The 12528-nt window shown below is 69.8% G+C and carries 8 protein-coding genes; 5 read left to right on the top strand and 3 right to left on the bottom strand.

The features are described 5' to 3' along the window. Window positions 1-159 precede the first annotated feature (159 nt). Both B5557_RS28500 and B5557_RS28495 read left to right on the top strand, forming a co-directional pair. Window positions 160-399 carry a heavy-metal-associated domain-containing protein gene (locus B5557_RS28500; RefSeq protein ID WP_079662135.1) on the top strand — a complete coding sequence of 80 codons (240 nt, stop codon included), beginning with the start codon at window positions 160-162 and terminating at the stop codon, window positions 397-399. A 95-nt stretch (window positions 400-494) separates the two neighbouring features. Next, window positions 495-2738 carry a heavy metal translocating P-type ATPase gene (locus tag B5557_RS28495; RefSeq protein ID WP_079662134.1) on the top strand — a complete coding sequence of 748 codons (2244 nt, stop codon included), beginning with the start codon at window positions 495-497 and terminating at the stop codon, window positions 2736-2738. A 762-nt stretch (window positions 2739-3500) separates the two neighbouring features. On the opposite strand, the gene B5557_RS28490 is transcribed toward B5557_RS28495, so the two are convergent. The 3 genes from B5557_RS28490 to B5557_RS28480 form a co-directional block, all read right to left on the bottom strand. After that, window positions 3501-4790 carry a citrate synthase gene (locus B5557_RS28490; RefSeq protein ID WP_079662133.1) on the bottom strand — a complete coding sequence of 430 codons (1290 nt, stop codon included), beginning with the start codon at window positions 4788-4790 and terminating at the stop codon, window positions 3501-3503. 218 nt (window positions 4791-5008) lie between these two features. Continuing rightward, window positions 5009-7264 (bottom strand): SF1B family DNA helicase RecD2, encoded by a 2256-nt coding sequence (gene recD2, locus B5557_RS28485; RefSeq protein WP_079662132.1) that lies wholly within the window; start codon window positions 7262-7264, stop codon window positions 5009-5011. A 99-nt stretch (window positions 7265-7363) separates the two neighbouring features. Continuing rightward, the gene (locus tag B5557_RS28480; RefSeq protein WP_079662131.1) at window positions 7364-7657 is read right to left on the bottom strand and encodes a hypothetical protein; all 294 of its coding nucleotides are present in this window, start codon (window positions 7655-7657) and stop codon (window positions 7364-7366) included. A 261-nt stretch (window positions 7658-7918) separates the two neighbouring features. Here B5557_RS28480 and B5557_RS28475 point away from each other — a divergent pair, with 261 nt between their 5' ends. From B5557_RS28475 to B5557_RS28465, 3 genes are read left to right on the top strand one after another with little or no spacing between them, the layout of a single operon-like run. Then, window positions 7919-8935, top strand: a complete 1017-nt coding sequence (locus B5557_RS28475) for a LacI family DNA-binding transcriptional regulator (protein ID WP_079662130.1) — start codon at window positions 7919-7921, stop codon at window positions 8933-8935. Continuing rightward, window positions 8932-10518, top strand: coding sequence for a sugar ABC transporter ATP-binding protein (locus tag B5557_RS28470; RefSeq protein ID WP_079662129.1), 1587 nt, complete (start codon window positions 8932-8934; stop codon window positions 10516-10518). The genes B5557_RS28475 and B5557_RS28470 overlap by 4 nt, the downstream gene beginning before the upstream one ends. Then, entirely contained in the window at window positions 10508-12469 is a 1962-nt protein-coding gene (locus B5557_RS28465; RefSeq protein WP_079662128.1) for an ABC transporter permease/substrate-binding protein, read from the top strand. The genes B5557_RS28470 and B5557_RS28465 overlap by 11 nt, the downstream gene beginning before the upstream one ends. Window positions 12470-12528 lie beyond the last annotated feature (59 nt).

Below are 12528 nucleotides of genomic sequence, written 5' to 3'. Positions count from 1 at the left end.
CTGTTGTTCGGGTACATCGTCGCCGGTCGCGCTCGTCGACACGGCCGACCCTCCTAGGGAAATACCCCCTAGGGGTATAGTGTTGACGGATGGGAGGCCCCTCCGGGCGCCACCCGCCCCACCTGCCGCTACCGCCTGCGCCGCAACGAGGAGAACGACATGACCGCGCACACCGACACCCCGGGCTCCGTCACCACCGTCTACAAGGTGAGCGGCATGAGCTGTGGCCACTGCGAGGGCGCCGTCTCCGGCGAGCTCTCCGAGCTCTCCGGGGTCACCTCGGTGCAGGCCGTCGCCTCGACCGGCGAGGTCACGGTCGTCTCCGTCGGCACGCTCGACGAGGAGGCCGTCCGCGCCGCCGTCGACGAGGCCGGCTTCGAGCTGGTCGGCCAGGCCTGAGGCACCCTCGACACCCCCCTTCCTCCACCCACCGGGCCGTGCCGACCAGCTGATACTGGTTCCGTACGGTCCGGTCCGCTTCCTGGAGTACGGACATGACCAGCACCGCCACCGCTCAGACGCCGATAGCGGCCTCGACCTCCGAGGTCGAACTGCTCATCGGCGGGATGACCTGCGCCTCCTGCGCGGCCCGCGTCGAGAAGAAGCTCAACCGCATGGACGGCGTCACCGCGACAGTCAACTACGCGACCGAGAAGGCCAAGGTCAGCTACCCGGCGGGGATCCAGGTCGCCGAGCTGATCGCGACCGTCGTGAAGACCGGCTACACGGCCGAGGAGCCCGCGCCCGTGCGCGCGCCGGAACCGGACCCGAAGGACGCCCCGCAGGATCCCGAACTCGCCTCCCTGCGGCACCGGCTGCTCGTCTCCGTGCTGCTCGCCGCGCCCGTCGTGCTGCTCGCGATGATCCCGTCGCTGCAGTTCGACAACTGGCAGTGGCTCTCGCTGACGCTCGCCGCACCCGCGGTCGTCTGGGGCGGCGGCCCGCTGCACAAGGCCGCCTGGACGAATCTGCGGCACGGCGCGGCCACCATGGACACGCTGGTCTCCGTCGGCACGCTGGCCGCGCTCGGCTGGTCGCTGTGGGCGCTGTTCTTCGGCGACGCGGGCATGCCCGGCATGCGCCATCCCTTCGAGCTCACGGTCTCCCGCACGGACGGCGCGTCGACGATCTATCTGGAGGTCGCCGCCGGCGTCACCGCCTTCATCCTGCTCGGCCGCTACCTGGAGGCCCGCTCCAAGCGGCGCGCCGGGGCGGCCCTGCGGGCGCTGATGGAGCTGGGCGCGAAGGACGTGGCCGTACTGCGGGACGGGCGGGAAGTGCGGTTCCCCGTCGACCGGCTGGCGGTCGGGGACCGGTTCGTGGTGCGGCCCGGGGAGAAGATCGCCACCGACGGGACGGTCGTGGAGGGCGTGTCCGCCGTGGACGCCTCCATGCTGACCGGCGAGTCGGTGCCGGTCGACGTCGGACCGGGCGACGCCGTCACCGGGGCCACCGTGAACGCCGGCGGCCGGCTGGTCGTCGAGGCCGCCCGGATCGGCGCGGACACCCGGCTCGCGCGCATGGCGCAGCTGGTCGAGGAGGCGCAGACCGGGAAGGCCGAGGTACAGCGGCTGGCCGACCGGATCTCCGGGATCTTCGTGCCGGTGGTGCTGCTGATCGCGCTCGCCACCTTCGGCGGCTGGCTCATCGCCACCGGTGACACGGCCGCCGCGTTCACCGCGGCCGTCGCCGTCCTGATCATCGCCTGCCCGTGCGCGCTCGGGCTCGCCACGCCGACCGCGCTCATGGTCGGCACCGGCCGCGGCGCGCAGCTCGGCATCCTGATAAAGGGCCCCGAGGTGCTGGAGTCCACGCGCCGCGTCGACACGGTCGTCCTCGACAAGACCGGGACCGTCACCACGGGCCGCATGACGCTCCAGGACGTGACGGTCGTCGACGGCACCGACGAGCAGGAGCTGCTGCGGCTCGCGGGCGGCCTGGAGCACGCCTCCGAGCATCCGGTCGCGCGGGCGGTGGCGGCCGGCGCCGAGGAACGGGTCGGGGAGCTGCCCGCGGCCGAGCGGTTCGAGAACGTGCCCGGGCGGGGTGTGCGGGGCCGGGTGGCGGGCCGGGAGGTCGCCGTGGGGCGCCTCTTCGAGACCGTCCCGGACGCGTTGGCGCGCGCCAAGGACGAGGCCGAGCGGGGCGGTCGTACGGCCGTCCTCGTCGGGTGGGACGGCGAGGCGCGCGGGGTGCTCGCGGTCGCCGACGCGGTGAAGGAGACCAGCGCGCAGGCGGTGCGGGAGCTGCGGGCGCTGGGGCTCACGCCGGTGCTGCTGACCGGGGACAACCGGGCGGTCGCGGAAGCGGTCGCCGAGGCCGTCGGAATCGACCGGGTGATCGCCGAGGTGCTGCCCGAGGACAAGGTCGACGTCGTGCGGGAGCTGCAGGGCGAGGGCCGGGTCGTCGCGATGGTCGGCGACGGGGTCAACGACGCGGCGGCGCTCGCCACCGCCGACCTGGGCCTGGCCATGGGGACGGGCACGGACGCGGCGATCGAGGCGAGCGACCTGACCCTGGTACGCGGGGATCTGCGGGTGGCCGCGGACGCGATCCGGCTGTCCCGGCGGACCCTGACGACGATCAAGGGCAACCTGGTGTGGGCGTTCGGCTACAACGTGGCCGCGCTGCCGCTGGCCGCGGCCGGGCTGCTGAACCCGATGATCGCGGGGGCGGCGATGGCGTTCTCGTCGGTTTTCGTCGTGACGAACAGCCTTCGGCTGCGCGCCTTCAAGTAACCGCCGAGTAACGAGTCATACGACTAATACCGCGCCTTTAGGAGAGACCCCCTGGAGTCCTGCGCGAGCCTCACATAAGCTCTTCACAAGGCTCGCGCATCATCCTTACGCGTGGGCCCCGATCGCTGCATCCGGTCTCTTGCGCATTTAACGGACATATGCAAGAGACACAGATCACAGTGATGCGAACGTAACCATCGAAGGGGCTCGAAGGTCTAAGTTGACGGTTGTCAGGAAGCGTCTTGGGGGGCGTGACCTGACATCTGGGGATGTCTTGGGGGACTTCCTCAGAGATGCGTTGCCGGGGCAGTACACCGGGAAGCTTTGAGCGGCCCTCCCAGCGTGCGCTGTCCCGGCAGATCGCACACAGCGGTGGTACGGCGAGTTCTGCTCGTTCTGCTCACCACAGGCACGACAACCGAAGACGGTTACGAAAACAGCGAATTCAGGCGCTGTCCTCACAACGCCCGGCCGGATCCCGTGGGGGGAATCCGCACCGGGACATGGGAAGGCGCCCTGGTCGTCGGCCCGTGGGGGGACTGGCGCCGGGGCGCCTTCCGTATGCCCGCACCCAGGAACCCTCAAGACGGGCCGACCGCCCCAACCCCAGGGGCGCGGGGAACTGCGCGACCAGCCCCCACCCACCCGCACCCGAAGACATACCCCGATACCCACACACGCGACTGCCCGGGACACAGGTCCCGGGCAGTCGGAAAACCAAGTGACGGGCACCCCGTGGCGCGGCGCCCCCACCGGCAGGTGTCAGCGCTGCTCGACCGGCACGAAGTCGCGCTCCACCACGCCGGTGTAGATCTGGCGCGGGCGGCCGATGCGGGAACCGGGCTCCTTGATCATCTCGTGCCACTGGGCGATCCAGCCCGGGAGGCGGCCCAGGGCGAAGAGGACCGTGAACATCTCGGTCGGGAAGCCCATGGCCCGGTAGATCAGACCGGTGTAGAAGTCGACGTTCGGGTAGAGGTTGCGCGAGACGAAGTAGTCGTCGGAGAGCGCGTGCTCCTCCAGCTTCAGCGCGATGTCCAGCAGCTCGTCGGACTTACCGAGGGCCGAGAGGACATCGTGCGCCGCCGCCTTGATGATCTTCGCGCGCGGGTCGAAGGACTTGTACACCCGGTGGCCGAAGCCCATCAGGCGGACGCCCTCTTCCTTGTTCTTCACCTTGCGGATGAAGGAGTCGACGTCGCCGCCGTTCGCCTGGATGCCCTCCAGCATCTCCAGGACGGACTGGTTGGCGCCGCCGTGCAGCGGGCCCCACAGGGCGTTGATGCCGGCCGAGATCGACGCGAACATGTTCGCCTGCGACGAGCCGACCAGGCGGACCGTGGACGTCGAACAGTTCTGCTCGTGGTCCGCGTGCAGGATCAGCAGCTTGTCGAGCGCGGAGACGACGACCGGGTCGAGGTCGTACTCCTGCGCCGGCACCGAGAACGTCATGCGCAGGAAGTTCTCGACGTAGCCGAGGTCGTTGCGCGGGTAGACGAACGGGTGACCGATCGACTTCTTGTAGGCGTACGCCGCGATCGTCGGAAGCTTGGCGAGCAGCCGGATCGTGGAGAGGTTGCGCTGCTTCTCGTCGAACGGGTTGTGGCTGTCCTGGTAGAACGTGGACAGCGCCGAGACGACCGACGACAGCATCGCCATCGGGTGCGCGTCGCGCGGGAAGCCGCGGTAGAAGTTCTTGACGTCCTCGTGCAGCAGGGTGTGCTGCGTGATGTCGTCCTGGAAGACGGAGAGCTCGTCGACGGTCGGCAGCTCGCCGTTGATCAGCAGGTAGGCGACCTCGAGGAAGGTCGAACTCTCGGCCAGCTGCTCGATCGGGTAGCCGCGGTACCGGAGGATGCCCTGTTCGCCGTCAAGGTAGGTGATGGCGGATTTATAGGCGGCGGTGTTGCCGTAGCCGCTGTCCAGGGTCACCAGACCGGTCTGGGCGCGAAGCTTCCCGATGTCGAAGCCCTTGTCGCCGACGGTGCTGTCGATCACCGGGTAGGTGTACTCGCCGTCGCCGTACCGCAGTACTACAGAGTTGTCGCTCACGTCATCCCTCACCGACGTTGTGCCTCTTCTTCGAGGTTGCCCTGACTGTCTCTACCATCCCCCATTTGGCGCAGGAGAGTGCACTCGGGGTCGACCATTGGGCTTATCGGCGGCACTCAGTGCCGCCAACTAGCCCATCCTGACGCCTTGGTCACGGTTGCGGTAGTGCCCTGTGACCTTTGTGACTCATTTGATCGATCATTTTTTGTGGTCGCCGGTCATTGACCGGCGAGCCGGAAGTCCAGGGCCGTGCAGCGACGGCCCGCGGACACCGTGCGTACCGCCTGGCCGATCGCCTTGCGTGACCCGACGAGCACGACCAGCTTCTTCGCGCGGGTGACGGCCGTATACAACAGGTTCCGCTGGAGCATCATCCATGCTCCCGTGGTGACGGGGATCACCACGGCGGGATATTCACTTCCCTGTGAACGGTGGATCGTCACCGCGTACGCGTGGGCCAGTTCGTCCAGTTCGTCGAACTCGTACGGAACCTCCTCGTCCTCGTCGGTCAGCACCGTGAGGCGTTGGTCGACCGGATCGAGCGAGGTGACCACGCCCACGGTGCCGTTGAAGACACCGTTCTTCCCCTTGTCGTAATTGTTGCGGATCTGGGTGACCTTGTCGCCGACGCGGAAGACCCGGCCGCCGAACCGTTTCTCGGGAACGTCGGGGCGGCCGGGCGTGACAGCCTGCTGGAGCAGGCCGTTGAGGGCGCCGGCGCCCGCCGGACCGCGGTGCATGGGCGCCAGCACCTGCACGTCCCGGCGCGGGTCGAGGCCGAACTTGGCCGGAATGCGGCGGGCCGCCACATCCACCGTGAGGCGGCCCGCCTCCTCCGTGTCGTCCTCGACGAACAGGAAGAAGTCCTTCATGCCGTCGGTGACCGGATGCTGCCCGGCGTTGATCCGGTGCGCGTTGGTCACCACGCCCGACTGCTGGGCCTGACGGAACACGCGCGTGAGGCGCACGGCCGGGACGGGGCTGTCGTCAGCGAGCAGGTCGCGCAGCACCTCGCCCGCGCCGACGCTGGGGAGTTGGTCCACATCCCCCACGAAGAGCAGGTGCGCGCCCGGGGGCACGGCCTTGACCAGCTTGTTGGCCAGCAGCAGGTCCAGCATCGACGCCTCGTCGACGACCACCAGGTCGGCGTCCAGCGGGCGGTCGCGGTCATAGGCCGCGTCGCCGCCGGGCTTGAGCTCCAGCAGACGGTGCACGGTGGAGGCCTCCGCGCCGGTCAGCTCGGCCAGGCGCTTGGCGGCGCGGCCGGTGGGGGCAGCCAGCACCACCTTGGCCTTCCTCGCGCGGGCCAGCTCCACGATCGAACGCACGGTGAAGGACTTGCCGCAGCCGGGGCCGCCGGTGAGCACGGCGACCTTCTCGGTCAGCGCCAGCTTGACGGCGGCCTCCTGCTCGGGCGCGAGCTCGGCCTTCGTACGGGTCTTCAGCCAGGCCAGCGCCTTGTCCCAGGCCACGTCACGGAAGGCCGGCATCCGGTCCTCGCCGGTGCGCAGAAGGCGCACCAGCTGGGCGGAGAGGGAGAGTTCGGCACGGTGGAAGGGGACCAGATAGATGGCCGTGACAGGCTCCCCGCCGTCCGGTGCCGGGACCTTCTCCCGGACGACTCCGGGGTCCTCGCCCTCCTCCGGGGGCGTCGCGAGGGCGGCCAGGCACTCGATGACGAGGCCGGTGTCGACCTGCAGCAGCTTCACCGCGTCGGCGATCAGCCGCTCCTCGGGGAGATAGCAGTGGCCCTGGTCGGTGGCCTGGGACAGCGCGTACTGCAGGCCCGCCTTGACGCGCTCGGCGCTGTCGTGCGGAATGCCGACGGACTGGGCGATCTTGTCGGCGGTGAGGAACCCGATGCCCCAGACGTCGGCCGCCAGCCGGTAGGGCTGGTTCTTCACCACGGAGATCGAGGCGTCGCCGTACTTCTTGTAGATGCGCACGGCGATGGAGGTGGACACCTCGACGGTCTGGAGGAAGAGCATGACCTCCTTGATCGCCTTCTGCTCCTCCCAGGCGTCGGCGATCTTCTTGGTGCGCTTCGGGCCGAGGCCGGGGACCTCGATGAGGCGCTTCGGCTCCTCCTCGATGATCTTCAGGGTGTCCATGCCGAAGTGCTGCGTAATGCGGTCGGCGAAGACCGGGCCGATGCCCTTGACCAGGCCGGATCCCAGGTAGCGGCGAATGCCCTGGACGGTGGCGGGCAGCACGGTCGTGTAGTTCTCGACGGTGAACTGCTTGCCGTACTGGGGGTGCGAACCCCAGCGGCCCTCCATACGCAGGGACTCCCCCACCTGCGCGCCGAGCAGCGCGCCGACGACCGTGAGAAGGTCGCCGGCGCCTCTGCCGGTGTCGACCCGGGCGACCGTGTAACCGTTGTCCTCATTGGCGTACGTGATGCGTTCGAGCACGCCTTCGAGGGTGGCCAGTCGCCGTTCTCCCGCCTGGGAGGCCCCCGCCTGATCGGTCATGATCCGACGGTACCTCCCGGCACCGACAGGCCCACCCCGTGGCCGGTCCTGTCGGCGCCGGGAGGCTCCGCGCCGGAGGGCTCCGCGCCGGGAGTCCGATCAGACCTGGTCGAGAATCACGCAGGTGCCGACCACATAGCCGGTGACACCGCTCCTGGTGACCTTCACCCAGCGCTTGCTGACGATGCCGCACTTCTCGTACGTGGTGGTGCCGTTGTAGTCCAGGCAGGACGCCGGCGCGCTCGAACCCTTGTTGATCTGGGCGAGGGCCGTGCCGCTGGTGCTCGTCGTGGACCGAATGATCACGGTCTCGAGGGCCTTGGCCGTGCAGCCCGCCGCCGCTGCGGGGGTGGCGGCCACGAACGAGGTCCCGACCAGGGCGGCCGCACCCATGGACGCACCGAGTATCCGCCCAACGCGCATAACTGAATCTCCCCTGTTGATTGGCACGGGCATGCCACCCGTGACGGACAGGGGAAGCCTAGATCGCTTCGCGGGTGCGTTCATCACGATCCGGTTTCAGCCACGCCCGAGGCTTGATTAACCCCCATGTAATCGATTCCAATCCTCCATACACGTCGATGTAATCGATTCCACGAGGGATCACGACTCCTCGACGTTCATGAACCGAGTCCACGAGGAGGTGGAGCGGCGATGGCGAGCATCAAGGACGTCGCTGCCGAGGCGGGGGTCTCCGTCGCCACGGTGTCGCGCGTCCTGAACGACCATCCGTCGGTCAGCGAGGACGCACGCACGCGCGTGCTGACCGCCGTCGAGACGCTGGGCTACCGCCCGAACGCCGTCGCCCGGTCGCTGCGCACCGACCAGACCCGCACCCTCGGTCTGGTCATCAGCGACGTGATGAACCCCTACTTCACCGAGCTGGCCCGCTCCGTCGAGGAGGAGGCCCGCGCGCTCGGCTACAGCGTCATCATCGGCAACGCCGACGAGCGGCCCGACCTTCAGGACCATCACGTACGGACCCTGCTGGACCGCCGGATCGACGGCCTGCTGGTCTCCCCCACGGACGGCGGCTCCCCGCTGATGCTGGACGCCGCGCGCGGGGGGACGCCGATGGTGTTCGTCGACCGGTGGATCCCGGGTGTCGACGTGCCCGTCGTGCGTGCCGACGGACGGGCTGCCATACGGGATCTCGTCGCGCATCTGCACGGGCTCGGGCACCGCAGGCTCGCCATCATCGCGGGCCCGGCCGCCACCACCACCGGCAGCGAGCGCGTGGAGGCCTTCCGGGCCGCCATGGCCGAGTACGGGCTTCCCCTCCCGGACGCCTACATAGGGCAGGGCGACTTCCAGGCCGAGAGCGGACGCCGGGTCACCGAGGGCTTCCTCGACCTGCCCGAGCCGCCCGAGGTCGTCTTCGCGGCCGACAACCTGATGGCACTGGGCGCGCTGGACGCCGTACGCGCGCGTGGGCTGCGGGTTCCGCAGGATCTCGCGCTGGCCGCGTTCGACGACATCCCGTGGTTCGTGCACACCGATCCGCCGGTCACCGCCATCGCCCAGCCCACGGGCGAGCTGGGCCGGGCCGCCGTACGGGCCCTGGTCGACCGCATCGAGGGACGCCCCCCGCAGTCCGTGACCTTCGCCGCCCGTCTCGTCGCACGCCGGTCGTGCGGCGAGTCCCCCGTAACGAACAGGAGCCAGACGTGAGCAACGCGGACGAGTTGCTGCGCATCGAAGGCATACGCAAGTCCTTCCCCGGGGTGGTCGCGCTCGACGGCGTCGACTTCGACCTGCGCCGGGGCGAGGTGCATGTGCTGCTCGGTGAGAACGGCGCGGGCAAGAGCACCCTCATCAAGATGCTCTCCGGCGCCTACACGCCCGACGCCGGGCGCATCCTGGCCGGTGGCGAGGAGGTGCGCATCCATGGCGCGCAGGACTCCGAGCGCCTCGGGATCGCCACCATCTACCAGGAGTTCAACCTCGTACCCGATCTGACGGTCGCCGAGAACATCTTCCTGGGACGGCAGCCGCGCCGCTTCGGGATGATCGACCGGAAGACGATGGAGGCGGACGCCGCCGTCCTGCTGGAGCGGGTCGGGGTGAATGTGTCGCCCCGCGCGCGGGTGCGTGAACTCGGCATCGCCTGGCTGCAGATGGTCGAGATCGCCAAGGCGCTCAGCCTGAACGCGCGCGTGCTGATCATGGACGAGCCGACCGCCGTGCTGACCTCCGAGGAGGTCGAGAAGCTCTTCGCCATCGTGCGCAGGCTGCGCGAGGACGGCGTCGGCATCGTCTTCATCACGCATCACCTGGAGGAGATCGCCGCCCTCGGCGACCGGGTCACGGTCATCCGGGACGGGAAGTCGGTCGGCCAGGTACCCGCCTCGACGCCCGAGGACGAGCTCGTCCGGCTCATGGTGGGCCGCTCCATCGAGCAGCAGTACCCGAGGGAGCGCGCCGAGACGGGGGCCGCGCTGCTGTCCGTCGAGGGGCTGACCCGGGACGGCGTCTTCCACGACGTCAGCTTCGAGGTGCACGCCGGTGAGGTCGTCGGCATCGCCGGGCTCGTCGGCGCGGGCCGTACCGAAGTGGTACGGGCCGTCTTCGGGGCGGACCCGTACGACCAGGGCGCCGTGCGGGTCGGGGGCGACCGGCTGCCCGGCTACGACGTGCCGGCCGCGATGGCCGCCGGGATCGGGCTCGTGCCCGAGGACCGCAAGGGCCAGGGGCTGGTGCTCGACCAGTCGGTCGAGGAGAACCTCGGGCTCGTGACCATGCGGGCCGCGACCCGTGGCGGACTCGTCGACCTCAGGGGCCAGCACGAGGCGGCGGCGCGGATCGCCGAACAGCTCGGCGTGCGGATGGCCGGGCTCGGCCAGCAGGTGCGCACCCTGTCCGGCGGCAACCAGCAGAAGGTCGTCATCGGCAAGTGGCTGCTGGCCGACACCAGGGTGCTGATCCTCGACGAGCCGACCCGCGGCATCGACGTCGGCGCGAAGGTCGAGATCTACCAGCTGATCAACGAGCTGACGGCCGCCGGGGCCGCCGTCCTGATGATCTCCAGCGATCTGCCCGAGGTGCTCGGCATGAGCGACCGGGTGCTGGTGATGGCGCAGGGCCGGATAGCCGGCGAGCTGTCGGCGCAGGACGCGACCCAGGACGCCGTGATGGCCCTGGCCGTGAGCACCCCCAGTACGCCCAGTACCTCCAGTACCTCCAGTACCTCCAGCACCCCTGACTCCCCTGACACCCCTCCGATCACTGAAGTGGAGGCCGGCCGTGGCCGCTGACACGCATCTGAGCACGACGGGCGCCGGTGGCGGCGCCGCGGCGGTCCGCCGTCTGCTGCTCGACAACGGCGCGCTGACCGCGCTGATCGTCCTCGTCATCGCCATGTCGGCGCTGTCGGGCGACTTCCTGACCACGGACAACCTGCTCAACGTGGGTGTCCAGGCGGCCGTGACCGCCATCCTCGCCTTCGGCGTGACCTTCGTGATCGTCTCGGCGGGCATCGACCTGTCGGTCGGCTCGGTGGCGGCGCTGTCGGCGACCGTGCTGGCGTGGAGCGCCACGCAGCAGGGCGTGCCGGTGGTCATAGCGGTGGTCCTGGCCGTCGCCACCGGTGTCGCGGCCGGTCTGGTGAACGGTTTCCTCATCGCCTACGGCAAGCTGCCGCCGTTCATCGCGACGCTCGCGATGCTGTCGGTGGGGCGCGGTCTGTCGCTGGTGATCTCCGAGGGCTCGCCGATCGCCTTCCCCGACTCCGTCTCGCACCTCGGCGACACGCTCGGCGGCTGGCTGCCGGTGCCGGTACTGGTCATGGTCGTCATGGGCCTGATCGCCGCGTTCGTGCTCGGCCGGACGTACATCGGCCGTTCGATGTACGCCATCGGCGGCAACGAGGAGGCGGCCCGCCTGTCCGGTCTGCGGGTGAAGCGGCAGAAGCTCGCGATCTACGCGCTGTCCGGTGTGTTCGCCGCCGCGGCGGGCATCGTGCTCGCCTCCCGGCTGTCCTCCGCGCAGCCGCAGGCGGCCGACGGCTACGAGCTGGACGCGATCGCCGCGGTCGTCATCGGCGGCGCCTCCCTCGCCGGGGGTACGGGCAAGGCGTCGGGCACCCTGATCGGCGCGCTGATCCTGGCGGTGCTGCGCAACGGCCTGAACCTGCTGTCCGTCTCCGCTTTCTGGCAGCAGGTCGTCATCGGTGTCGTCATCGCGCTGGCCGTGCTGCTCGACACCCTGCGCCGCAAGGCGGGGGCGAGCCCGGCGGCGGCCGGCGCCGGGGTCGGCATCGGCGGCGGCAAGGGGAAGCAGGCGGCGACGTACGGTCTCGCGGCCGTGGTCACCGTGGCGATCGTCGGCGCGACCTCCTTCCTGCACAGCGGCAGCTCGTCGACCGCGAACCCGAAGGTCGGGCTCGCGCTGTCCACCCTCAACAACCCGTTCTTCGTGCAGATCCAGTCGGGCGCGAAGGCCGAGGCGAAGAAGCTGGGCGTGGACCTGACCGTCACCGACGCGCAGAACGACGCCTCCCAGCAGGCCAACCAGCTGCAGAACTTCACCAGTTCCGGCTACGACTCCATCATCGTCAACCCGGTGGACTCGGATGCGGCGAGCAACTCGGTGAAGGCCGCCGACAAGGCGAAGATCCCGGTCATCGCGGTCGACCGGGGCGTGAACAAGGCCACGGTGGACGCGCTCGTCGCCTCCGACAACGTGGCGGGCGGCGAGCTGGCCGCCAAGACGGTCGCCGAGAAGCTGGGCGGCGCCGGCAAGATCGTGATCCTGCAGGGCCAGGCGGGCACGTCGGCCGCGCGGGAGCGGGCGGAAGGTTTCGCCAAGGGGCTGAAGGCCTACCCCGGCATCCAGGTCGTGGCCCAGCAGCCGGCCGACTTCGACCGCACCAAGGGACTCGACGTGATGTCGAACCTGCTCCAGGCCCACCCGGACGTCCAGGGCGTCATCGCCGCCAACGACGAGATGGCGCTCGGCGCGATCAAGGCGCTCGGCTCCAGGGCCGGCAAGTCGGTCCAGGTCGTCGGCTTCGACGGAACCCCCGACGGTCTCAAGGCCGTTGAACAGGGCACGCTGTACGCGTCCGTGGCGCAGCAGCCGTCCCAGCTGGGCAGGATCGCTGTGGACAACGCGCTGAAGGCGCTGCAGGGCAAGAAGGTCGAGCAGACGGTGAAGGTGCCGGTGAAGGTGGTCACGAAGGAGAACGTGACCGGGTTCAGCGGCTGACATTCGGCCGGCAGTCGGCCGGTGTTCGGCGGACGGGCGGGCGGTCACCTCGGTGAGGG

This window comes from Streptomyces sp. 3214.6 (assembly GCF_900129855.1).
Taxonomy (GTDB): domain Bacteria; phylum Actinomycetota; class Actinomycetes; order Streptomycetales; family Streptomycetaceae; genus Streptomyces; species Streptomyces soliscabiei.
The sequence above is the reverse complement of the archived record's forward strand: the minus strand, read 5'-3'. Positions and strand labels throughout refer to the sequence as shown.